This is a genomic window from Enterobacter sp. EC_64 (genome assembly GCF_019584165.1).
Classification (GTDB): Bacteria; Pseudomonadota; Gammaproteobacteria; order Enterobacterales; family Enterobacteriaceae; genus Enterobacter; species Enterobacter roggenkampii.
The window spans coordinates 1-23,770 of sequence record NZ_VDAS01000015.1; the positions used below are offsets into that span (position 1 = coordinate 1).

A 23,770-nucleotide genomic window follows, 5' to 3' on the forward strand; every position below is an offset into this window, starting at 1 on the left:
CCCGAAGGTCCCCCTCTTTGGTCTTGCGACGTTATGCGGTATTAGCTACCGTTTCCAGTAGTTATCCCCCTCCATCAGGCAGTTTCCCAGACATTACTCACCCGTCCGCCGCTCGTCACCCAGGAGCAAGCTCCCTGTGTTACCGCTCGACTTGCATGTGTTAGGCCTGCCGCCAGCGTTCAATCTGAGCCATGATCAAACTCTTCAATTTAAGTTTGATGCTCGTGAATTAAACTTCGTAATGAATTACGCATGTTCACTCAGAGACTTGGTATTCATTTTTCGTCCGAGGACGTTAAGAATCCATGTCACTTTGAGTGCCCACACAGATTGTCTGATAAATTGTTAAAGAGCAGTGCCGCTTCGTTTTCGCTGCGGCGCGGGGTGTGCATATTACGCTTTCCCGCTTCAGAGTCAAGCGTTTATTTTCGCTATTCTCTGCTAACCCGGCGGCGCGTGTGCCGTTGTTCCGTGTCAGTGGAGGCGCATTATAGGGAGTTATTCTGATGTGACAAGAGGAAATTTAAAAAAAGTTTCCATCCGCGTTTTTTTTCACCAATAGAGGTGAAATCAAGCTACAAATTGTTCTATTTGATGTATCTGCAACCACAATCACATTCACGGTAGCATAATTATCAGCATGAATCTTTAAGGAATAAAAGCGATGCCATTAAGCGCGCAACAGCTGGCCGCCCAAAAAAACCTGTCTTATGTGCTGGCCGAAAAGCTGGCTCAGCGGATTTTAGCGGGTAAATATGCCCCGGGAAGCATCCTGCCGGGTGAAATGGAGCTGGGTGAGCAGTTTGGGGTGAGCCGTACCGCCGTGCGCGAAGCGGTGAAAACCCTGACGGCAAAAGGTATGGTGCTTCCGCGCCCTCGTATTGGCACACGCGTGATGCCACAAAGTAACTGGAATTTTCTCGATCAGGAGTTGCTCTCCTGGTGGATGACGGAAGACAACTTTCATCAGGTGATCGATCACTTTCTGGTAATGCGCAGCAGCCTTGAGCCTCAGGCATGTCTACTTGCTGCCACGCTTGGAACAGCGGAGCAGAAAGCGCAGCTTAACGCGTTGATGGAAGAGATGGTGTTCCTGAAAAAACACTTCAACCGCGAACGCTGGGTTGAGGTCGATATGGCCTGGCATGAACATATCTATATGATGAGCGCCAATCCGTTCCTCACCTCTTTTGCCTCGTTATTCCATTCGGTGTACCACACTTACTTTACCTCTATTACACAAGACGACGTGGTAAAACTGGAATGGCACCAGGCGATAGTGGATGCCATTCAGGAAAGCGACGGGCAGCGAGCCCTGAGTGCGTGCCAGGCATTGCTGGCTGCGCCAACCCACCAGCAGGTAAATAAATGACAAAGAAAAAAGCGCGCAGCATGGCCGGATTGCCGTGGATTGCAGCCATGGCGTTTTTTATGCAGGCACTGGATGCCACCATCCTCAACACCGCGCTTCCCGCTATTGCGCAAAGCCTCAACCGTTCCCCGCTGGCGATGCAGTCCGCCATCATCAGCTATACCCTGACGGTCGCGATGCTGATCCCTGTTAGCGGCTGGCTGGCCGACCGCTTCGGCACCCGCAGAGTTTTCATGCTGGCCGTAACGCTCTTTACGCTCGGTTCGCTGGCCTGTGCGCTCTCCTCGTCCTTAACGGAGCTGGTTATCTTCCGCGTATTACAGGGCATTGGCGGTGCGATGATGATGCCCGTGGCGCGCCTTGCCCTGCTGCGAGCCTACCCGCGAAGCGAACTGCTTCCCGTGCTTAACTTCGTCACCATGCCGGGTCTGGTAGGGCCGATACTTGGCCCGGTACTCGGTGGCGTGTTTGTCACCTGGGCAAGCTGGCACTGGATCTTCCTGATTAATATTCCGATTGGCGTAGCGGGGTTGCTGTATGCCCGCAAATATATGCCGAACTTCACCACGCCAAGGCGCAGTTTCGATATGGGCGGCTTCTTCCTGTTTGGCCTGAGCCTGGTGCTCTTCTCCAGCGGGATGGAGCTGTTTGGCGAGAAGATCGTCGCGACGTGGATGGCGCTCTCCGTTATCCTCGCCGGGATTCTGCTTTTCCTTCTTTATATACGTCATGCGCGCCGCCATCCGACGCCGTTAATCTCTCTTGGGCTCTTCAACACCCGAACGTTTTCCGTCGGAATCGCAGGAAACATTGCCTCGCGTCTGGGGACGGGCTGCGTACCGTTCCTGATGCCGCTGATGCTGCAGGTTGGTTTCGGCTATCCGGCACTGATTGCCGGCTGCATGATGGCGCCCACGGCGATGGGCTCGATTCTGGCAAAATCGACCGTGACGCAGGTGCTACGCTGGTTTGGCTATCGCAAAACGCTGGTTGGCGTGACGGTCTTTATCGGTCTGATGATTGCGCAGTTCTCGCTGCAGTCCGCCTCGCTTCCCGTCTGGATGCTGATCCTGCCGCTGTTTGTACTGGGCATGGCGATGTCGACGCAGTTCACATCGATGAACACCATCACCCTTGCGGATCTGACCGACGAGAACGCCAGTAGCGGCAACAGCGTGCTGGCAGTCACACAGCAGCTGTCGATCAGTTTAGGGGTTGCAGTGAGCGCGGCGGTACTGCGGTTTTATGAAGGTTTCGACAGCGCGAACACCGTCGAGCAGTTCCACTATACCTTTATCACCATGGGCGCACTCACCGTCGTTTCAGCGCTGGTCTTTATGCTGTTAAAACCGAAAGACGGCCGAAACCTGATTAAAGAGCGTCACAAAGAGAAAGCTAAACCGAACCGCGTTCCATCAGAACAGGAGTAAGCTGCAGGCGCTGCTGCTGCAGCGTGGGCTGAGCCATTCGGTGGATCAACACATCGATGGCCAGCTCGCCCAGTTCATCTTTTGGCTGATGAATGGTGGTGAGCGGCGGCGTCATATAGCTGGCCAGCTCGATATCATCGTAGCCGATTACCGCCATATCATGGGGAACGCGCAAACCGGCCTGATATAACGCCTGATAGGCGCCAAACGCCATGGCGTCGTTGCCGATAAACACCGCCTGCGGACGCTGCGGTTGCGCCAGCAGCGTCTGCATCGCTTCAAAACCACCGTGAAACTCAAAATCACCGGTAATACGATACCCTTCCGGCACGGAAAGTCCCGCCCGCGCCATCGCGGCGAGATATCCTTCCAGACGCAAACGCGCCGGGGTTTTGTCCAGCGGACCGGTAATGCAGGCAATGCGGGTATAGCCTTTATCGATCAAATACTGGGTGGCCATATCGCCCCCCAGCAGAGAGTTATCCTGAATGAGGTCGCTGGTGCCGTCGAACGGCGCCCAGTCCATCATCACCGTGGGAATGGAGGGATAGCGCTGGATAATCTCTTTCGACGGCTGGTGCGTTTCGGTACACAGCAGCAGTAGCCCGTCGACGCGTTTTTGCATCAGCGTTTCCAGGTTACGGTTCATGCGCTGCTCGTCCCCTTCGGTATTGCACAGCACCAGGCTGTAGCCACGCTCGAAGCAGCTGCGCTCCACGCCGCGAACCAGCTCAGAATAAAAGGGGTTGGTACTGGCGGTGATCAGCATACCGATCGTACGCGTCTGGTTGAGCTTAAGGCTGCGCGCCAGTGCAGACGGCGCATAGTTGAGATCTTTTACTGCCGCTTCGACTTTTTCCCGAATCGCCTCGCTGACGAAGCGATCGTTATTAATGACGTGAGACACCGTCGAGGTAGAAACGCCCGCCAGGCGGGCGACATCTTTCATTGTGGCCAAGCGTTACCCCTGCTGACTTAAGAATTCATCGATCTCTTTACGCCACGGAACGGAAGGCTGAGCGCCCTTGCGCGTCACCGCAATCGCGGCAGCGGCATGCGCGAAGCGGATCGCATCATCCATTTTCTTGCCTTCCAGCAGCGAGGTCACCAGCGCACCATTGAAGGTGTCTCCCGCTGCGATGGTATCAATCGCCTTCACCTTAAAGCCCGGCACGCGACGGCCTTCACCGTTTACGCTTGCCCATACCCCACGGCTGCCCAGGGTGATGATCACGGTTCCGATGCCTTTGTCGTGCAGCGCACGCGCGGCTCTCGCGGCATCGTCATCGTTTTCTACGCGAATGCCCGTCAGCTTTTCGGCTTCGGTTTCGTTCGGCGTGATGATATCCACCAGCGCCAGCAGCTCGTCTGATAATACACGGGCTGGGGCCGGGTTAAGTACGACAGTGGTATGATTTTCATGCGCAATTTTGGCCGCGGCCAGCACGCTTTCAACCGGCGACTCCAGCTGCATCAGCAGGGCCTCGGCGCCGCCAATGATTGCACGTTGCGCTTCCACGCGCTCCGTCGTCAGCGCTGCGTTAGCGCCAGCATGAATACCGATGACATTCTCACCTTCTGCGTTGACGAAAATCAGCGCCACGCCGGTAGATTCCCCTGCAACAACGCTGACCGGTGCGATATCGATGTTGTCGCTCGCCAGCTGCTTGCGTACGCGCTCGCCGGTATCGTCATCACCCGTGCAGGCGATAAACGCAATATTCGCCCCGCTGCGACCGGCAGCGACGGCCTGGTTTGCCCCTTTACCACCGAATGCGACCTGATACTGGTTACCCGTGACGGTTTCGCCCGGTGCAGGGAACGATTCAAGGTTAAGAATGTGATCGGCATTGATACTGCCAAGGACGACGAGGTTGCCTGCGGTTTTCATGGTTGGGTTGTCCATCTGAGAGCGCCACCGGTGTTACCCGGTGGCGTATGCCACACTTTTCTTTATTGGTGTCCCTCAGGCCGCCAGTGACGGCCTGATTCGCCTTTTACTGCTTGATAACCAGTTTCAGGTCAACAGGGTATTTAGCCTGAACTTTTTCGCCCTTCAGCACTTTGTCGGCAGTTTCAACGCCAGTCGCGCCAATCTGCTCAGGCAGTTGAGCGATGGTCGCAGCCAGTTTGCCATCGTTTACTGCTTTTTCACCATCCGGCGTGCCGTCAAATCCGACAACCATCACATCAGATTTACCTGCAGTCTGCAGAGCGCGCAGCGCACCCAGCGCCATTTCGTCGTTCTGCGCGAATACCGCCTGCACGTCAGGATGTGCGGTCAGCAGGTTCTGCATGACGTTCAGACCTTTAGTACGGTCGAAGTCTGCCGGCTGGCTAGCCAGCACGTTGAATTTGTGCGCTGCAACCGCCTGCTGGAAGCCTTCGCCACGCTCGCGGGCGGCAGACGTACCGGCAATCCCCTGCAGTTCGATGACTTTCGCGCCTTCACCGGCTTTCTTCGCAATGTAGTCACCCGCAATTTTGCCGCCCAGCACGTTGTCAGACGCGATATGGCTCACTACGTCGCCTTTGGTTGCCTGACGGTCCAGGGTGATCACAGGAATTTTCGCCTGGTTTGCCATCTTCACGGCGTTGCCTACGGCATCAGAATCGGTTGGGTTGATCAGCAGAATTTTGGTGCCACGAACGGTTAAGTCCTGAACGTTAGCCAGCTCTTTCGCCGGGTTGTTCTGTGAATCCAGTACCACCAGGTTGTAGCCCAGTTTATCCGCTTCTTTCTGCGCTCCATCCTTCAGGGAGACGAAGAACGGGTTGTTCAGCGTAGAGACAACCAGCGCGATGGTATCTTTCGCCATGGCGTTAGCACTTACGGTTGCGCTCAGCGCGACAGCAGAAACCAGGGTAGCCAGTTTTTTCATGTTCATATCTAAGATGTCCTGTAGTGTCGTCAGTTACTGTTTTTTGTTGTCTACCAGTACCGCCAGCAAAATCACCACTGCCTTAACGATCATCTGGTAATAGGAGGAAACACCTAACAAATTCAAACCATTATTCAGGAAACCGAGAATCAGTGCGCCGATCAATGTCCCAACAATGCGACCTTTACCGCCCGCCAGACTCGTACCGCCCAGAACCACTGCTGCAATAGCATCCAGCTCATACCCCGTACCCGCCGTCGGCTGCGCGGAAGAGAGGCGCGCCACTTCGATGATGCCCGCCAGTGACGCCAGCAGACCGCACAGGGAGTACACGATAACTTTGACTTTATTAACGCTAATCCCGGACAGGCGCGTTGCCGCTTCGTTACCGCCCAGCGCATAGATATAACGACCCAGACGGGTATGGTGCAGCATGTACCACGCCGCCAGGAAGACGATAGCCATGATCCAGACCGGGGTCGGGACACCCAGCGGGCGACCGATACCGAACCAGCCAAACAGATCGGCGTTATCGGTGAAGCCGGTATTGACCGGGCTGCCGTTGGTATACACCATGGTCACACCGCGCAGCAGCAGCATCATCACCAGCGTCGCGATGAACGCCTGAACGCGGCCTTTTGCCACAATCACGCCGGTGACGGCGCCAATCGCCGCGCCTGCCGCCAGGGCCGCGGCCACGGCCACCAGCGCGTTGACTTCAATCCCGACCAGCGAAGCGGCGATCGCGCCGGTGAGGGCCAGCAGGGAACCGACGGACAGATCGATCCCTGAGGTCAAAATCACCAGCGTCATGCCGACCGCCATAATGGCGTTCACCGACGTCTGCTGCAGAATGTTGAACAGGTTATTTACGGTGAAGAAATTCGGGCTCATGGTCGACACAATCGCGATCAGCACCAGCAGGGCAATGAGCGATTTTTGTTCCATCAGCCACGCCTTTGTGAAATAGCGGCGACCAGAAACAGCCTGGGTAGTCATCTTCTTACTCCTGATTCACGCGATTAAGCTTGCCCACAGCGGCAGCCATCAGAACTTCCTGGGTGGCCTGCTCGCGAGTGAATTCACCGCCGAGATGCCCTTCATGCATGACGATAATGCGATCGCTCATGCCTAATACTTCTGGCATCTCGGAAGAGACCAGAATGATGCTCAGACCATCGGCCTTGAACTGGTTAATCAGCTGATAGATCTCTTTCTTCGCTCCCACGTCTACGCCGCGGGTTGGCTCGTCGAGGATCAACACTTTCGGGCGCGTCATCAGCCCGCGAGCAATTGCCACTTTCTGCTGATTCCCGCCGGACAACAGGCCAATCGCCTGCTCCATCGACGGCGTTTTAACGTTAAAGAGACGGATAAAATCGCTGACCGCCTGCTGCTCGTCTTTATGCTTCAGGCTGCCGCCGCTGTGGCTGAAATAGCGCAGCGCGGTGAGGGACATGTTCTCTTTTACCGACATGCCCAGCACTAAGCCGTCGCGTTTGCGGTCTTCGGAGATATAGACGATGCCGTTCGCCAGACCATCCTGCGGGGAGCGGGTGACCACTTCATGGCCGTCGAGGGTGACATAACCGCTGGTGCGCGGCAGTGCGCCGTACAACACTTTCATCAGCTCGGTACGTCCCGCGCCCATCAGACCCGCCACGCCCAGGATCTCGCCCTGGCGCAGGGTAAAGGTCACGTCGTTCACACCCGGGCCGCAGAGGTTATCCACCTTCAGGCGAATCTCACCCGGCGCTTTATCCAGATGCGGATACTGATCTTCAAGCTTGCGTCCCACCATCATTTCGATGAGCGTATCTTCCGTCAGCGTGGCCACTTGTCGCTCGGCAATAAACTGCCCGTCGCGGAAGACGGTGACGTCATCGCAGATTTCAAAGATCTCTTTCATGCGGTGAGAGATATAGACAATCCCGCGCCCCTGCGATTTCAGCTCGCGAATAACGCGGAACAGGGATTCGGTTTCGGTATCGGTCAGGGCGTCGGTCGGTTCATCCATAATGATGACCTTCGACTCAAAGCTCAGCACCTTCGCGATTTCCACCATCTGCTGATCGCCGATGGAGAGATCGCCGACCAGCCGGTCGCTCTTAAAGCGCAGGTTCAGTTTCGCCAGCAGCTTGTCGGCTTCGGCATACATGGTTTTCCAGTCGATCTTGCCGAAGCGGTTCACGAACTCACGGCCGAGGAAGATGTTCTCCGCAATGGTGAGCTGCGGGATCAGGTTCAGCTCCTGGTGAATAATGCCGATACCCGCTTCCTGAGAAGATTTCGGGCCAGTGAAGGTGGTTTCTTTACCCAGCCAGAGGAGGGAACCGGCATCGCGTTGATAGATACCGGTCAGCACTTTCATCATGGTGGATTTGCCGGCGCCGTTTTCGCCCACCAGCGCCATTACGCGCCCGGGGTAAACGTTCAGCGCCGCGCCGGAGAGGGCTTTTACGCCCGGGAACGACTTATCGATCCCTTTGAGTTGCAGTAATGCGTCCATGATGGCCTCAGAAGGTGACGCCAGCACAGAGAATGATATTCGCATACGGGGAACACTCCCCGCTGCGAATCACCGCCTGACTGTCTGCGGTTTGTTGTTTGAATTGTTCGTGCGTTGTGTAACGAATTTCGATGGTGTTTCCCTGGTGTTGTTGCAGCTGCTCAAGATGGCTGAGCAACGTTTCATGGAGCTGCGGATTATGTTGTTTGATTTCCGCCGCGAGAATGGCCGTCTCAACCTGCATCTCCGCGGTCACCACGTCCAGTACCTGCATAAACGAAGGTACGCCCTGCGTTAACGCCATATCGATACGGGTTGTGCTGCGCGGAACCGGTAAGCCTGCATCGCAAACCACCAGCGTATCGGTATGCCCAAGACGGGAAATAACCGACGAGATTTCTGAGTTGAGTACAGTGCCTTTCTTCATTTTCTTGCTCCACTAGCGAAACGTTTCGCTAAAAAGAGTGTAGCCTCAGAAATGTTCAGAAAACCACCATGACGTAACAGATTTGTGATCGACGTCGAAACGTTTCGCTAAGTGAAATATTGATGGGAGAAATTGCCCGGCGGCGCTTCGCTTGCACGGGCCTACGGGTTTGGTAGGCCGGGTAAGCGCAGCGCCACCCGGCATTTTCGAAAGGACTTAAATCTCGACCTGCGTACCCAGCTCTATCACGCGGTTAGGCGGGATCTCAAACTGGTCAGGCGCACGCAGGGCGTTACGTTGCAGGATGAGATACAGCTTACCGCGCAGGCGCAGGTACCACGGGCGCTTACCGATGATCAGCGACTCGTGGGACATAAAGAACGACGTCTCCATCATGCGGCAGCTTAAGCCTTCCAGACCGCAGCGGTGGAACACCTCTTCCACGTTCGGCGTTTCGCGCCAGCCGTAGCTTGCCACCACGCGCCAGAAGGTCGGGGAGAGCTGCTCAATCTGCACGCGGCGTACGTTGTGAACATATGGCGCATCTTCGGTACGCAGCGTCAGCAGGATCACGCGCTCGTGCAGCACTTTGTTGTGCTTGAGGTTATGCATCAGCGCGAACGGGATCACGTTCAGGGCGCGAGACATGTACACCGCGGTGCCCGGCACGCGGACCGGCGGAGATTTCTCCAGAGAAGCAATCATCGCCTCCAGAGAATTCCCGTGCTCATGCATGCGCCGCAGCAGGCGGAAACGCTCGCTTTTCCAGGTGGTCATGACAATGAACATCACCAGACCCAGCGTCAGCGGAAGCCAGCCGCCGGAGACAATTTTGTCGAGGTTCGCGGAGAACAGCGGCACGTCAATGCACAGGAAGCCCACCAGAATCATCGCCACGAGGAACTTATTCCAGTGCCAGTTACGGTATGCCACCGTGGTGGAGAGAAGCGATGTCAGCACCATGGTGCCGGTTACCGCAATACCGTACGCCGCCGCCAGGTTGCTGGAGTGCTCGAAGCTGACAATCACAATCACAACAGCGAAGTAGAGCAGCCAGTTAACGAACGGGATGTAGATCTGGCCCGACTCCATCTCTGAGGTATGAATGATGCGCATCGGTGAGAGATACCCCAGACGCACGGCCTGACGCGTCAGAGAAAACACGCCGGAAATCACCGCCTGAGAGGCAATGACGGTCGCCAGCGTCGCCAGGATCAGCATCGGCACCAGCGCCCAGTCAGGTGCCAGCAGGAAGAACGGGTTCTTGATCGCTTCCGGATTTTTGAGCAACAGCGCGCCCTGGCCGAAGTAGTTGAGCACCAGCGACGGCAGCACAACCAAAAACCAGGCCACGCGGATAGGCAGCTTTCCGAAGTGACCCATATCCGCATACAGCGCTTCCACACCGGTGATGGAGAGCACGACCGCCCCCAGCGCCACGAAGGAAACTACTTTGTATTCGAGGAAGAAATGCACGGCCCAGTATGGGTTCAGCGCATGCAGCACTTCCGGGTTCGCGATAATGCTGCGTAAACCGAGCGCCGCCAGGATCAGGAACCAGGCCAGCATAATCGGCGCAAACAGTTTTCCCACCAGCCCGGTACCGTGCTTCTGGATCACAAACAGCAGCGTCAACACGATTATCGCCAGCGGGACCACCCACGTATCAAGCTGTGGCGCGATGATCTCCAGCCCCTCTATCGCCGAGAGGACCGAAATCGCGGGCGTGATAACCACCTCTCCGTAGAAGAAGCTGCCGCCAATCAGGCCGATAATCACCAGCACGGAGGTCATTCTGGCGGAGGTGTTGCGCCCTGCAAGGGACATCAGGGTCAGGATACCGCCTTCGCCCGCGTTATCAGCGCGCATAACGAAGGAGAGATACTTAACGGAAACGACCAGAATCAGCAGCCAGAAGATGAGGGACAGGAAGCCAAACACGGCATCGCGCTCAACACCAAAGCCAAACTGGCCGGACAAACATTCACGAAGCGTATAAAGCGGGCTGGTGCCGATATCACCGTAGACAACCCCGATCGCCGCAAGCGTAATTGCGGGTAATGATTGCTTATTATCAGTGCTCATAGACTAGTCTTTTCGTTTAAATAACAAATGTGTTCCTGGTCCCTTGGCCCACAAAAAGCGCACAGTATGCACGATTCATTGCAAAATCGTACCCCTAAATGCAACCGCATTAATGTAGCGCAAAGAAAATTGCGCCGCACTTCAGCCTATTACCAGCCCTGACTGAAACGTCTATACTCGCTTCAATTGGCCGCCACGACGGCGAAAGGATGCAAAACTATTATGGCTCACTCACATTTATTAGCAGAAAGAATTTCCCGCCTCAGCAGCGCGCTGGAGAAAGGCCTTTTCGAGCGTAGCCACGCCATTCGCCTCTGTTTACTGGCAGCATTGAGCGGTGAAAGCGTGTTTCTGCTTGGGCCGCCGGGCATCGCCAAAAGCCTGATTGCCCGCAGGCTTAAGTTTGCTTTTAAGAACGCCCGCGCGTTTGAATACCTGATGACCCGCTTTTCCACCCCGGAAGAGGTGTTTGGCCCCCTTTCCATTCAGGCGCTGAAAGATGAAGGACGCTACGAGCGCCTGACGACGGGGTATCTGCCTGAGGCAGAAATTGTCTTCCTTGATGAGATCTGGAAAGCCGGCCCGGCCATTCTGAACACCCTGCTCACGGCGATAAACGAACGTCGGTTCCGCAACGGCGCCAGTGAAGAGAAAATCCCGATGCGCCTGCTGGTGGCCGCCTCAAACGAACTGCCTGAAGCCGACAGCAGCCTGGAAGCGCTGTATGACCGTATGCTGATCCGCCTGTGGCTGGACAAAGTGCAGGATAAGTCCAATTTCCGTTCCATGCTGGTCAGCCAGCAGGATGAGAACGAGAACCCGGTAGCAGCGTCATTGCAGGTATCAGACGAGGAGTATTACCAGTGGCAGGAAGAGATCGGTAAAATTAAGCTGCCTGATTCCGTCTTCGAGCTGATCTTCATGCTGCGCCAGCAGCTTGATTTACTGCCCTCTGCCCCCTATGTCTCCGATCGCCGCTGGAAAAAAGCGATCCGCCTGCTGCAGGCCAGCGCCCTGTTCAGCGGTCGCGATGCCGTTGCGCCCATCGATCTGATCCTGCTGAAAGACTGCCTCTGGCACGACGCGGAAGGCATGAATCTGATGCAGCAGCAGCTCGACGTTTTGATGACCGGACACGCCTGGGGACAGCAGGCGATGCTCAATCAGCTGGGGGCGATTGCCCAGCGGCGCATCCAGCTTCAGCAGCAGCAAAGTGATAAAACCGCGCTGAAAGTGATTCGCCTGGGGGGGATGTTCGCCCGCAAACCGCACTATGAATTACCCGCCGAACTCACCAGCACGACGCTGACCCTGCTGCTCCAGCAGCCGCTCAAGCTGCATGACATGCAGGTGGTGCACGTGACGATTGAGCGCGAGACGCTGGCGCAGTGGCTGGATAAGGGCGGAGAGATCCGCGGAAAGCTCAACGGCATCGGTTTTGCGCAGCCGCTGAATATGGAAGTAGACAGCAGCCAGCACCTGGTGATCCGCGACGTCAGCCTGCAGGGCTCGCGTCTTGCGCTTCCGGGAACCGCCTCTGAGAGCGTCCCTGAAGAGATTAAGCAGCAGCTGGACGCGCTGGACACCGAATGGCACCAGCAGCACACCCGCTTTAGCGAGCAGCAAAAATGCCTCTTTATCCATAGCGACTGGTTAGGCCGCATCGAAGCCAGCCTGCAGGACGTCAGCGCGCAGATCAAACAGGCGCGTCAATGCTAACCCTGGATACGCTTAACGTCATGCTGGCCGTCAGCGAGGAAGGGTTGATCGAAGAAGTGGTGATCACCCTTCTGGCTTCACCGCAGCTGGCGGCCTTCTTTGAAAAATTTCCGAAGCTCAAAAAGGCGATGACCGACGATCTTCCGCGCTGGCGGGATAACCTGCGTCAACGGTTTAAAGAGACCGAAGTCCCCCCTGAGTTAACGGAAGAAGTGGCCTGCTATCAGCAGTGCCAGCGACTTTCCACGTCGCAGTTTATCGTCCAGCTTCCGCAAACCCTGACGTTGCTCGACAAGGTCCACTCCCCGTTTGCCAGCCAGGCCCGGGGGCTGGTCACGGACAACGCCACGTTCACTCCCGCACTGCACACCCTCTTCTTACAGCGCTGGCGTCTCAGCCTGGTGGTGCAGGCCACGACGCTAAACCAGCAGCTGCTGGATGAAGAGCGCGAACAGCTGCTCAGTGAAGTTCAGGAACGCATGACCTTAAGCGGCCAGCTTGAGCAGGTGCTGGTGGAAAATGAGAACGCGGCAGGGCGTCTCTGGGATATGAGCGCCGGCCAGCTTCGGCGCGGGGACTATCAGCTGATCGTCAAGTACGGCGATTTTCTGGCGCAGCAGCCCGAGCTGATGAAGCTTGCAGAACAGCTGGGACGTTCAAGGGAGGCAAAGTCGGTTCCAAAGAAAGATGCCCCGATGGAAACCTTCCGCACCCTGGTGCGTGAGCCGGCCACCGTTCCAGAGCAGGTCGACGGGCTCCAGCAGAGCGATGACATCCTGCGCCTGCTGCCCACCGAGCTGAGCACGCTCGGGATGACCGAGCTGGAGTACGAGTTTTACCGTCGGCTGGTGGAAAAGCAGCTCCTCACCTACCGGCTGCACGGTGAAGCCTGGCGCGAGAAAATCAGCCAGCGGCCGGTCATTCATCAGGATTTCGACGAACAGCCGCGCGGGCCATTTATTGTCAGCGTGGATACGTCCGGCTCCATGGGGGGGTTTAACGAGCAGTGTGCAAAGGCGTTCTGTCTGGCGCTGATGCGCGTGGCGCTCGCCGATCGCCGCCGCTGCTTCATCATGCTGTTCTCCAGCGAAGTCGTGGGCTATGAGCTGACGAACCAGCAGGGGATCGAGCAGGCAATCCGCTTCCTGAGCCAGCGCTTTCGCGGCGGCACCGATCTGGCCAGCTGTTTTCGCAGCATCGTAGAGCGGATGCAGGGCGGCGACTGGTATGACGCTGACGCGGTAGTGATATCCGATTTTATTGCCCAGCGGCTGCCGGATGACGTGGTCAATAAAGTGAAGGAATTACAGCGTGTGCATCAGCACCGTTTTCATGCGGTGGCGATGTCCGCCCATGGAAAACCCGGCATCATGCGCATCTTCGATCATATCTGGCGCTTTGATACCGGGTTGCGTAGCCGCCTGCTCAGACGCTGGCAGCGTTAATTACAGAAGAGAACCGACGCTTTCACGTACCTGCTGCGGCCAGACGCCACACTGCACCTGACCAATATGGGGCAGCTGAAGCAGCAGCATGGTCAGACGGGACTGGCCGATACCGCCGCCAATCGTCTGCGGCATTTCCCCACGCAGCAGCGCCTGGTGCCACTCCAGTTTGAGACGATCTTCATCGCCGGTCACCGCCAGCTGGCGCTTCAGCGCCTCAGCATCCACGCGGATCCCCATAGAAGAAAGCTCGAATGCGTCTTCCAGCACCGGGTTCCAGACCAGAATATCGCCGTTCAGCCCGGCAAATTCGCCCTCACCGGTGGTGCTCCAGTCATCATAATCCGGCGCACGAACGTCGTGGCGTTTGCCATCAGACAGTTTGCCGCCGATCCCAATCAGGAACACCGCCCCGAGCTCTTTGGCGATCGCCCGCTCGCGGCCTTTGGCATCCAGATCCGGGAAACGGGTCAGCAATTCCTGGCTGTGTACAAAGTGGATCGTTTCCGGCAGGAACGGTGCCAGACCAAACGCTTTGCTTACGGCCGCTTCGGTCGCTTTGATCCCGGCGTAGATCGCCTCAACGGTAGACTTCAGCGTGCCGACGTGACGCTCGCCGTCGCCCATCACGCGCTCCCAGTCCCACTGGTCAACGTAAACGGAATGAATGGGAGACAGGCGGTCTTCATCGGGGCGAAGGGCTTTCATGTGCGTGTAGAGCCCTTCGCCCGCGCTGAAGTCATGTTGTCCCAGGGTCTGACGCTTCCACTTCGCCAGTGAATGAACCACTTCGAACTGGGCGTCTGGCAGCGTTTTCACTTTCACCTGTACCGCTTTTTCGCATCCAGAGAGGTTATCCTGCGTCCCGTCACCCACGCGGCTGAGGATCGGGGCCTGGACTTCAATCAGCCCAAGCTTCTCTTCAAGCTGGCGGGAAAAATGGGATTTTACGAAACTGATCTGGCGTTGTTTTGCGATGTAAGCGGTTTTCATTATTTATACTCCTGCGTCCTGTTGATATTGATTAAGCAACAGAAATGGCACCTTATTCAATAACCCATCAACAAAAAGCCGTCTTCACTTTTGATTCGATAAAATAAGGCGTTAGAATAGAGTGATTCATTAATCTTCATAAGAAAAAGCTATGGAAAATTATCAGATCGACAATCTCGACCGCGGCATTCTGGAGGCGTTAATGGCCAATGCCCGTACCGCCTACGCCGAACTGGCGAAACAGTTTGGCGTCAGCCCGGGAACCATTCACGTTCGCGTAGAGAAGATGAAGCAGGCGGGGATCATTACCGGCGCGCGCATTGACGTCAGCCCGAAGCAGCTGGGTTACGACGTCTGCTGCTTCATCGGCATCATTCTAAAAAGCGCCAAAGACTACCCCTCCGCCCTGGCGAAACTGAACGCGCTGGATGAAGTCACCGAGGCGTACTACACCACCGGGCACTACAGCATCTTTATTAAGGTCATGTGCCGCTCCATCGACGCCCTTCAGCAGGTACTTATCAACAAGATCCAAACAATCGATGAAATTCAGTCCACCGAGACACTGATCTCCCTGCAAAACCCGATCATGCGTACCATCCGCCCGTGATCGGGCAAATTCATTCCCACATTTTCCACAGGTAGATCCCAACTCGTTCACAGCGTACAATGGCCGTCTCTTTATCTGAGCGAGCGATCAATGGCGGACATTACCCTTATCAGCGGCAGCACCCTGGGTGGTGCAGAATACGTAGCGGAACATCTGGCTGAAAAGCTGGAAGAGGCGGGCTTTTCTACGGAAACCCTGCACGGCCCGTTGCTGGAAGATCTCCCGACTGACGGGGTCTGGCTGCTGATCACCTCCACGCACGGCGCGGGCGATCTGCCGGATAACCTGCAACCTTTATATGACGAACTGCTGGAACAGCAGCCCGACCTGTCAAACGTCCGTTTTGGCGCAGTAGGGATCGGCAGTCGTGAATATGACACCTTTTGCGGGGCAATAGAGAAAGTCGAAGCCGCTGTGACCTCCTGCGGAGCAAAACAGCTGGGTGAAACGCTCAAGATCAACACCCTCGATCATGACATTCCGGAGGATCCAGCCGAGATCTGGCTCGCGGAATGGAAAAATTTACTCAAAAACGATTAAAGATCGCGCGAACAGATGTGGATAACTCTGGTTAAAAGCTCGTATTAACCCGTAGTTATCCAAAGAACAACCGTAGCGCCGTTTTTGACCTGTGTATAAAGTCGCGATCTGATCCCAGCTTATACGGTCCAGGATCACCGATCATTCACAGCAAACGATCCTTTCTAACTGCATGATCTTCTTTATGAGATCGGACTTATCCACACGGGTTCGCGATCCTAATAAGAGATCACAATAGAACAGATCTCTAAATAAAAAGATCTTCTTTTTAATAGCCCAGGATCCCAATGCTTTCTCGAAAGACTAAAGTTGAGTAGAATCCACGGCCCGGGCTTCAATCCATTTTCTTACCGCTTTACGCGAGGCAGACCACCATGTTTTATCAGGATCCTTTTGACGTCATCATCATTGGCGGGGGTCACGCAGGCACTGAGGCCGCAATGGCCGCAGCGCGAATGGGTCAGCAGACCCTGCTTTTGACACACAATATCGACACGCTGGGACAAATGTCCTGTAATCCGGCGATTGGCGGCATTGGGAAAGGACACCTGGTAAAAGAAGTGGATGCACTTGGCGGCCTGATGGCGAAAGCGATCGATCATGCCGGCATCCAGTTTAGGATACTAAACGCGAGCAAAGGGCCTGCTGTTCGAGCGACCCGTGCACAGGCAGACCGCGTACTTTATCGTCAGGCGGTACGTACCGCGCTGGAGAACCAGCCGAACCTGATGATCTTCCAGCAGGCGGTCGAAGATCTTATCGTTGAGAACGATCGCGTCGTGGGCGCCGTGACCCAGATGGGCCTCAAATTCCGCGCCAAAGCCGTGGTGTTGACCGTGGGGACATTCCTGGACGGTAAAATTCATATCGGCCTGGATAACTACAGCGGTGGTCGTGCTGGCGATCCGCCGTCTATTCCCTTGTCTCGCCGTCTGCGCGAACTGCCGCTGCGCGTTAGCCGCCTGAAAACCGGTACGCCGCCGCGTATTGATGCGCGTACCATTGATTTCAGCGTGCTGGCGCAACAGCACGGTGACAACCCAATGCCGGTCTTCTCGTTCATGGGCAATGCGGCACAGCATCCGCAGCAGGTGCCGTGCTATATCACGCATACCAACGAGAAAACCCACGATGTGATCCGCAATAACCTCGATCGTAGCCCGATGTACGCTGGCGTGATCGAAGGGATCGGTCCGCGCTACTGCCCGTCGATCGAAGACAAAGTGATGCGCTTTGCCGATCGCAACCAGCACCAGATCTTCCTGGAGCCGGAAGGGCTGACCTCAAACGAAATTTACCCGAACGGCATCTCCACCAGCCTGCCGTTCGACGTGCAGATGCAAATTGTTCGCTCAATGCAGGGTATGGAGAACGCAAAAATCGTTCGCCCTGGCTACGCTATTGAGTACGATTTCTTCGATCCGCGTGACCTGAAGCCGACTCTGGAGAGCAAATTCATCCACGGTCTGTTCTTCGCGGGTCAGATTAACGGCACCACCGGCTACGAAGAAGCGGCTGCACAGGGCCTGCTTGCCGGCCTGAACGCTGCGCGCTTCTCTGCCGAGAAAGAAGGCTGGGCACCCGGCCGTTCTCAGGCGTACCTGGGCGTGCTGGTTGACGATCTCTGCACGCTGGGTACCAAAGAACCGTACCGTATGTTTACCTCTCGCGCAGAATATCGCCTGATGCTGCGTGAAGATAACGCCGACCTGCGTCTGACCGAAATGGGCCGCGAGCTCGGTCTGGTCGATGACGAACGCTGGGCGCGCTTCAACGAGAAGCTGGAGCGCATTGAACAGGAACGTCAGCGTCTGAAAACCACCTGGGTGAATCCGCAGGCGGAAACCGCGGCTGAAGTAAACGCTCACTTAACCGCGCCGCTGTCGCGCGAGGCCAGCGGTGAAGATCTGCTGCGCCGTCCAGAAGTCACCTACGAGAACCTGGTCAAACTGACCGCGTTCGCGCCGGGCTTGGAAGATGCTGAAGCGGCGGAGCAGGTTGAGATCCAGGTGAAGTACGAAGGTTACATCGCGCGTCAGCAGGATGAGATCGAAAAACAGCAGCGTAACGAAAACACGCTGCTGCCGGAAATGCTGGACTACCGCCAGGTGACGGGCCTTTCCAACGAAGTGATCGCCAAGCTGAACGATCACAAACCGGTGTCGATCGGTCAGGCATCCCGCATCTCGGGCGTGACCCCGGCGGCGATTTCGATCCTGCTGGTGTGGCTGAAAAAGCAGGGCATGCTGCGCCGTAGCGCGTAATTGACATTGCTTTTGGCGGGTGGCGCTTCGCTGACCCGCCCTACTTATTCGTAGGCCCGGTAAGCGGCAGCGCCACCGGGCAAAAAAACTCTCAACAGGTATTCACCGTGCTCAACAAACTCTCTCGTCTGCTGGATCAGGCAGGTATTTCGCTCACCGATCACCAGAAAAATCAGCTGGTGGCCTATGTCGATATGCTGAACAAATGGAACAAAGCGTACAACCTGACGTCTGTTCGCGACCCCAACGAGATGCTCGTTCGCCACATTCTCGACAGCATCGTGGTTGCTCCCTGGCTGAAAGGTGAACGCTTTATCGACGTGGGGACGGGACCTGGTCTGCCGGGTATTCCGCTGTCGATTGTTCGCCCTGAGAGCCATTTCACGCTGCTGGACAGCCTTGGAAAACGCGTGCGCTTTTTACGCCAGGTACAGCATGAGCTAAAGCCTGAAAACATCACGCCCGTGCAGAGCAGGGTAGAGGAGTTCCCGGCAGAGCCGCCGTTTGACGGGGTTATCAGCCGCGCATTTGCGTCGCTCAACGATATGGTGAGCTGGTGCAAGCACTTACCTGCGGAGAATGGCCGCTTTTATGCACTGAAAGGGCAGTTGCCAGGCGATGAGATTGAACAGCTTCCGGACGGTTTTGCTGTCGAGTCTATTGAGAAATTACAGATTCCTCAGCTCGAAGGCGAACGACACCTGGTGATAATTAAGCCAAACAATTTTTAAAAAATTAATAAAAAATGTGGAATTCGTGCTGTTCTTATCATGTTAAAAAACAGCACAACTACCGGGGATTTACCGAGGAGCTTTTAACCTCTGCTTCACTAAGGTTTTTCTTCCGGTTAACGAAGCAATCGTTATTCACCGAGAAGATAGTCATCTTTGAAAATATAAGTCTGCTAAAAGTGGAAGGCAGTAACCAGAACGCAATGTTAATTATTTATTAAGAATGTCAATAAAAGGTTTTTATTGTGTACTGGGCTGTTTTGAAAATAGTTGCGACATTTTGCGTTTAATTTCATAAAGATAAATTTCTGCGATTTGCGCCTTTGATAAATACAACCTTATCGCAAATGTGTGTTTTGTGATCTCGTGCACGCTTTATCGACAACGTTTTCGCGCTGTTTGCAGTTTTGGTCGAAGGTTGACGCTTTCAGCGAAAGTTAAAAAATAGCGGTGGGGAAAAATATTTAAACATTTATTCACCTTTTCGCTACTTAATGTTTGAAATCACGGGTGCGCACCGTATAATTTGACCGCTTTTTGATGCTTGACTCTGAGCCTTAAAGGACGTTTTATACGACACGCGGCATACCTCGAAGGGAGCAGGAGTAAAAACGTGATGTCTGTGTCGCTCTTGAGTAGAAACGTTGCTCGTAAGCTTCTGTTCATTCAGTTTCTGGCTGTGATAGCAAGTGGACTGCTGTTTAGCCTCAAAGACCCCTTCTGGGGCATCTCCGCCGTGTGCGGGGGTTTGGCGGTTGTGCTGCCAAACGTGTTGTTTATGATTTTTGCCTGGCGTCATCAGGCGCATACACCTGCCAAAGGCCGCGTGGCCTGGTCCTTCGCCCTCGGCGAAGTGTGTAAGGTGTTGCTGACCTTTGCTCTACTGGTGATGGCGCTGGCGGTTTTGAAAGTGGTCTTCATGCCGCTGATAGCAACGTGGGTTTTGGTGCTGGTGGTACAAGTTCTGGCTCCAGCTGTAATCAATAACAAAGGGTAAAAGGCATCATGGCTTCAGAAAATATGACGCCGCAGGATTACATAGGTCACCATCTGAATAACCTTCAGCTGGACCTGCGTACATTCTCGCTGGTGGATCCACATAACCCCCCGGCCACCTTCTGGACGATCAACATCGACTCCATGTTCTTCTCGGTGGTTTTGGGTCTTCTGTTCCTGGCCATGTTCCGCGGTGTTGCTAAACGAGCGACCAGCGGTGTACCAGGGAAATTCCAGACCTTCATCGAAATGATCATCGGCTTCGTCCATGGCAGCGTCAAAGACATGTACCATGGCAAGAGCAAGCTGATTGCTCCGCTGGCGCTGACCGTGTTCGTTTGGGTCTTCCTGATGAACCTGATGGACCTGCTGCCAATCGATCTGCTGCCGTTTATTGGCGAGCACATCTTCGGCCTGCCTGCACTGCGTGTTGTACCGTCTGCGGACGTGAACATCACCCTGTCGATGGCGCTGGGCGTGTTTATCCTGATTCTTTTCTACAGCATCAAAATGAAAGGCGTAAGCGGCTTTGTGAAAGAGCTTACCTTGCAGCCGTTCAACCACTGGGCGTTTATTCCGGTCAACCTGATCCTGGAAGGCGTTAGCCTGCTGTCCAAACCTGTTTCACTGGGTCTGCGACTGTTCGGCAACATGTATGCGGGTGAGCTGATTTTCATTCTGATCGCGGGTCTTCTGCCGTGGTGGTCACAGTGGGTTCTGAATGTGCCGTGGGCCATTTTCCACATCCTGATCATTACGCTGCAAGCCTTTATCTTCATGGTTCTGACGATCGTCTATCTGTCGATGGCGTCTGAAGAGCACTGATTTTTTACCAACACTACTACGTTTTAATTGAAACAAACTGGAGACTGTCATGGAAAACCTGAATATGGATCTGCTGTACATGGCTGCCGCTGTGATGATGGGTCTGGCGGCTATCGGTGCTGCGATCGGTATCGGCATCCTCGGGGGCAAATTCCTGGAAGGCGCTGCGCGTCAACCTGATCTGATTCCTCTGCTGCGTACTCAGTTCTTTATCGTTATGGGTCTGGTGGATGCTATCCCAATGATCGCTGTAGGTCTGGGTCTGTACGTGATGTTTGCTGTCGCGTAGTAGTAGTTTTAAAACCCTAAGCCACAGATATTAAAGAGGTATTGTGCTGTGAACATGAACGCAACAATCCTCGGCCAGGCCATCGCGTTTATTCTCTTTGTCTGGTTCTGCATGAAGTATGTATGGCCGCCTTTAATGGCAGCCATCGAAAAACGTCAGAAAGAAATTGCTGACGGTCTGGCTTCTGCAGAACGCGCTAAGAAAGATTTGGACCTTGCACAGGCCAACGCGACAGACCAGCTGAAAAAAGCGAAAGCGGAAGCTCAGGTTATCATCGAACAGGCTAACAAACGCCGTTCGCAGATCCTGGACGAAGCGAAAGCTGAAGCAGAACAGGAACGTACTAAGATCGTGACACAGGCTCAGGCTGAAATTGAAGCTGAGCGTAAACGTGCTCGTGAAGAACTGCGTAAGCAGGTTGCGATTCTGGCTGTTGCTGGCGCCGAGAAGATCATCGAACGTTCCGTGGATGAAGCTGCTAACAGCGACATCGTGGACAAACTTGTCGCTGAACTGTAAGGAGGGAGGGGCTGATGTCTGAATTTGTTACGGTAGCTCGCCCCTACGCCAAAGCAGCTTTTGACTTTGCTATCGAACACCAAAATGTCGATCGCTGGCAGAATATGCTGGCGTTTGCCGCTGAGGTGACGAAAAACGAACAAATGGCCGAGTTGCTTTCCGGTGCGTTAGCACCTGAAACCCTCGCCGCGTCGTTTATCGCCGTGTGCGGAGAGCAACTGGATGCCAACGGCCAGAACCTGATTAAGGTGATGGCAGAGAATGGTCGTCTCCGTGTGCTCCCGGATGTTCTCGAGCAGTTTGAGCACTTACGTGCCCTTAGTGAAGCTACCGCTGAAGTCGAAGTGACTTCTGCGACTGAACTGAGTGACGAACAGCTTGCGAAAATTACCGCCGCGATGGAAAAACGTCTGTCACGCAAAGTTAAGCTGAATTGCAAAATCGATAAGTCTGTAATGGCAGGCGTAATCATCCGCTCGGGTGATATGGTCATTGATGGCAGCGTACGCGGCCGTCTTGAGCGCCTTGCAGACGTCTTGCAGTCTTAAGGGGACTGGAGCATGCAACTGAATTCCACCGAAATCAGCGAACTGATCAAGCAGCGCATTGCTCAGTTCAATGTTGTGAGTGAAGCTCACAACGAAGGTACTATTGTTTCTGTAAGTGACGGTGTTATCCGCATCCACGGCCTGGCCGATTGTATGCAGGGTGAGATGATTTCCCTGCCGGGTAACCGTTACGCTATCGCACTGAACCTGGAGCGCGACTCCGTTGGTGCAGTTGTGATGGGTCCATACGCTGACCTCGCCGAAGGCATGAAGGTTAAGTGTACTGGCCGTATTCTGGAAGTACCGGTTGGCCGTGGCCTGCTGGGTCGCGTTGTTAACACCCTGGGTGCGCCAATCGACGGTAAAGGTCCGGTTGAGCACGATGGCTTCTCCCCAATCGAAGTTATCGCACCAGGCGTTATCGACCGTCAGTCCGTAGATCAGCCTGTTCAGACAGGTTATAAGTCCGTTGACGCCATGATCCCAATCGGTCGTGGTCAGCGTGAACTGATCATCGGTGACCGTCAGACCGGTAAAACCGCGATGGCAATCGACGCCATCATCAACCAGCGTGACTCCGGCATCAAATGTGTGTACGTGGCCATCGGCCAGAAAGCGTCCACCATTTCTAACGTGGTTCGTAAACTGGAAGAGCACGGCGCGTTGTCTAACACCATTGTTGTTGTGGCGACCGCGTCTGAATCTGCTGCACTGCAATACCTGGCACCATACGCCGGTTGCGCAATGGGCGAATACTTCCGTGACCGCGGTGAAGATGCGCTGATCGTATACGATGACCTGTCTAAACAGGCTGTTGCTTATCGTCAGGTTTCCCTGCTGCTCCGTCGTCCACCTGGACGTGAAGCGTTCCCTGGCGACGTATTCTACCTCCACTCTCGTCTGCTGGAGCGTGCTTCCCGCGTTAACGCGGAATACGTCGAGAACTTCACCAAAGGTGAAGTGAAGGGTAAAACGGGCTCTCTGACCGCGCTGCCGATCATTGAAACCCAGGCGGGTGACGTTTCTGCGTTCGTTCCGACCAACGTAATCTCCATTACCGATGGTCAGATCTTCCTGGAAACCAACCTGTTTAACTCCGGTATTCGTCCGGCGGTTAACCCGGGTATCTCCGTATCCCGTGTGGGTGGTGCTGCTCAGACCAAGATCATCAAGAAACTGTCCGGTGGTATCCGTACCGCGCTGGCACAGTATCGCGAACTGGCTGCGTTCTCTCAGTTCGCATCCGATCTGGACGAAGCAACCCGTAAACAGCTGAGCCACGGTCAGAAAGTGACCGAGCTGCTGAAGCAGAAACAGTACGCACCAATGTCTGTTGCTCAGCAGGGCCTGGTACTGTTCGCGGCTGAACGCGGTTACCTCGAAGATGTGGAACTGGCGAAAATCGGTAGCTTCGAAGCCGCTCTGCTGGCTTACGTCGACCGTGATCACGCTCCGCTGATGCAAGAGATCAACCAGACCGGTGGCTATAACGACGAAATCGAAGGCAAGCTGAAAGCTATCCTCGATTCCTTCAAAGCAACCCAATCCTGGTAATCGTCCGGCGGCTTGTCTCAGGACAAGCCGCC

At 55.1% G+C, this 23,770-nt stretch carries 22 protein-coding genes and 1 rRNA gene; 14 read left to right on the forward strand and 9 right to left on the reverse strand.

Translation table 11 applies throughout. The features are described 5' to 3' along the window. Nucleotides 1-211, reverse strand: a 16S ribosomal RNA gene (locus tag FHC52_RS13545); the annotation flags it as partial. A 453-nt stretch (nucleotides 212-664) separates the two neighbouring features. Here FHC52_RS13545 and FHC52_RS13550 point away from each other — a divergent pair. Further along, the gene (locus FHC52_RS13550; RefSeq protein WP_021242652.1) at nucleotides 665-1,372 is read left to right on the forward strand and encodes a FadR/GntR family transcriptional regulator; all 708 of its coding nucleotides are present in this window, start codon (nucleotides 665-667) and stop codon (nucleotides 1,370-1,372) included. Beyond that, on the forward strand, nucleotides 1,369-2,802 hold the full coding sequence (mdtD, locus tag FHC52_RS13555) for a multidrug transporter subunit MdtD (RefSeq protein WP_021242653.1): 1,434 nt from the start codon (nucleotides 1,369-1,371) through the stop codon (nucleotides 2,800-2,802). The genes FHC52_RS13550 and mdtD overlap by 4 nt, the downstream gene beginning before the upstream one ends. Here the strand turns inward: mdtD and rbsR are convergent. From rbsR to kup, 7 genes are all read right to left on the reverse strand, one after another. Next, entirely contained in the window at nucleotides 2,768-3,760 is a 993-nt protein-coding gene (gene rbsR, locus FHC52_RS13560) for a ribose operon transcriptional repressor RbsR (RefSeq protein WP_021242654.1), read from the reverse strand. The genes mdtD and rbsR overlap by 35 nt on opposite strands. Nucleotides 3,761-3,763: 3 nt before the next feature. Continuing rightward, nucleotides 3,764-4,693, reverse strand: a complete 930-nt coding sequence (gene rbsK, locus FHC52_RS13565) for a ribokinase (RefSeq protein WP_039267138.1) — start codon at nucleotides 4,691-4,693, stop codon at nucleotides 3,764-3,766. A gap of 106 nt (nucleotides 4,694-4,799) precedes the next feature. Continuing rightward, nucleotides 4,800-5,690 (reverse strand): ribose ABC transporter substrate-binding protein RbsB, encoded by an 891-nt coding sequence (rbsB, locus tag FHC52_RS13570; RefSeq protein ID WP_008503498.1) that lies wholly within the window; start codon nucleotides 5,688-5,690, stop codon nucleotides 4,800-4,802. A gap of 27 nt (nucleotides 5,691-5,717) precedes the next feature. Next, on the reverse strand, nucleotides 5,718-6,683 hold the full coding sequence (rbsC, locus tag FHC52_RS13575) for a ribose ABC transporter permease (protein WP_021242657.1): 966 nt from the start codon (nucleotides 6,681-6,683) through the stop codon (nucleotides 5,718-5,720). Nucleotides 6,684-6,687: 4 nt separating this feature from the next. Next, nucleotides 6,688-8,193, reverse strand: a complete 1,506-nt coding sequence (gene rbsA / locus FHC52_RS13580; RefSeq protein WP_008503496.1) for a ribose ABC transporter ATP-binding protein RbsA — start codon at nucleotides 8,191-8,193, stop codon at nucleotides 6,688-6,690. A gap of 7 nt (nucleotides 8,194-8,200) precedes the next feature. Then, nucleotides 8,201-8,620 carry a D-ribose pyranase gene (rbsD, locus tag FHC52_RS13585; protein WP_023345137.1) on the reverse strand — a complete coding sequence of 140 codons (420 nt, stop codon included), beginning with the start codon at nucleotides 8,618-8,620 and terminating at the stop codon, nucleotides 8,201-8,203. A 216-nt stretch (nucleotides 8,621-8,836) separates the two neighbouring features. Then, the gene (kup, locus tag FHC52_RS13590) at nucleotides 8,837-10,705 is read right to left on the reverse strand and encodes a low affinity potassium transporter Kup (RefSeq protein ID WP_021242659.1); all 1,869 of its coding nucleotides are present in this window, start codon (nucleotides 10,703-10,705) and stop codon (nucleotides 8,837-8,839) included. Between the two features lie 222 nt (nucleotides 10,706-10,927). On the opposite strand from kup, the gene ravA reads away from it, so the two are divergent. Together ravA and viaA are read left to right on the forward strand one after the other, a co-directional pair. Further along, a complete protein-coding gene (ravA, locus tag FHC52_RS13595) occupies nucleotides 10,928-12,424 on the forward strand; it encodes an ATPase RavA (protein ID WP_220420113.1) in 1,497 nt (498 codons plus the stop codon). Further along, nucleotides 12,418-13,869, forward strand: a complete 1,452-nt coding sequence (viaA, locus tag FHC52_RS13600; RefSeq protein ID WP_220420114.1) for an ATPase RavA stimulator ViaA — start codon at nucleotides 12,418-12,420, stop codon at nucleotides 13,867-13,869. Before ravA ends, viaA begins: the two co-directional genes overlap by 7 nt. Here the strand turns inward: viaA and asnA are convergent, their stop codons facing one another. After that, nucleotides 13,870-14,862 carry an aspartate--ammonia ligase gene (gene asnA / locus FHC52_RS13605; RefSeq protein WP_023345140.1) on the reverse strand — a complete coding sequence of 331 codons (993 nt, stop codon included), beginning with the start codon at nucleotides 14,860-14,862 and terminating at the stop codon, nucleotides 13,870-13,872. Between the two features lie 151 nt (nucleotides 14,863-15,013). Here asnA and asnC point away from each other — a divergent pair, with 151 nt between their 5' ends. From asnC to atpA, 10 genes are all read left to right on the forward strand, one after another. Next, complete coding sequence (gene asnC, locus FHC52_RS13610; protein WP_008500198.1) at nucleotides 15,014-15,472, forward strand: transcriptional regulator AsnC; 459 nt, start codon at nucleotides 15,014-15,016, stop codon at nucleotides 15,470-15,472. A gap of 90 nt (nucleotides 15,473-15,562) precedes the next feature. Next, nucleotides 15,563-16,012, forward strand: a complete 450-nt coding sequence (gene mioC / locus FHC52_RS13615; protein ID WP_220420115.1) for an FMN-binding protein MioC — start codon at nucleotides 15,563-15,565, stop codon at nucleotides 16,010-16,012. A gap of 374 nt (nucleotides 16,013-16,386) precedes the next feature. Then, nucleotides 16,387-18,276: a tRNA uridine-5-carboxymethylaminomethyl(34) synthesis enzyme MnmG gene (mnmG, locus tag FHC52_RS13620; RefSeq protein ID WP_014072433.1), complete on the forward strand. Its 1,890-nt coding sequence runs from the start codon at nucleotides 16,387-16,389 to the stop codon at nucleotides 18,274-18,276. Nucleotides 18,277-18,383: 107 nt separating this feature from the next. Beyond that, the gene (rsmG, locus tag FHC52_RS13625) at nucleotides 18,384-19,007 is read left to right on the forward strand and encodes a 16S rRNA (guanine(527)-N(7))-methyltransferase RsmG (RefSeq protein WP_220420116.1); all 624 of its coding nucleotides are present in this window, start codon (nucleotides 18,384-18,386) and stop codon (nucleotides 19,005-19,007) included. A 616-nt stretch (nucleotides 19,008-19,623) separates the two neighbouring features. Continuing rightward, the gene (gene atpI / locus FHC52_RS13630; protein ID WP_008500194.1) at nucleotides 19,624-20,004 is read left to right on the forward strand and encodes a F0F1 ATP synthase subunit I; all 381 of its coding nucleotides are present in this window, start codon (nucleotides 19,624-19,626) and stop codon (nucleotides 20,002-20,004) included. 8 nt (nucleotides 20,005-20,012) lie between these two features. Continuing rightward, complete coding sequence (atpB, locus tag FHC52_RS13635) at nucleotides 20,013-20,828, forward strand: F0F1 ATP synthase subunit A (protein WP_008500193.1); 816 nt, start codon at nucleotides 20,013-20,015, stop codon at nucleotides 20,826-20,828. A gap of 49 nt (nucleotides 20,829-20,877) precedes the next feature. Further along, nucleotides 20,878-21,117 (forward strand): F0F1 ATP synthase subunit C, encoded by a 240-nt coding sequence (gene atpE, locus FHC52_RS13640; RefSeq protein ID WP_000429386.1) that lies wholly within the window; start codon nucleotides 20,878-20,880, stop codon nucleotides 21,115-21,117. 48 nt (nucleotides 21,118-21,165) lie between these two features. After that, complete coding sequence (gene atpF / locus FHC52_RS13645; protein WP_003862370.1) at nucleotides 21,166-21,636, forward strand: F0F1 ATP synthase subunit B; 471 nt, start codon at nucleotides 21,166-21,168, stop codon at nucleotides 21,634-21,636. 14 nt (nucleotides 21,637-21,650) lie between these two features. After that, a complete protein-coding gene (gene atpH / locus FHC52_RS13650; protein WP_008500192.1) occupies nucleotides 21,651-22,184 on the forward strand; it encodes a F0F1 ATP synthase subunit delta in 534 nt (177 codons plus the stop codon). 12 nt (nucleotides 22,185-22,196) lie between these two features. Continuing rightward, complete coding sequence (gene atpA, locus FHC52_RS13655) at nucleotides 22,197-23,738, forward strand: F0F1 ATP synthase subunit alpha (RefSeq protein WP_003862367.1); 1,542 nt, start codon at nucleotides 22,197-22,199, stop codon at nucleotides 23,736-23,738. Nucleotides 23,739-23,770 lie beyond the last annotated feature (32 nt).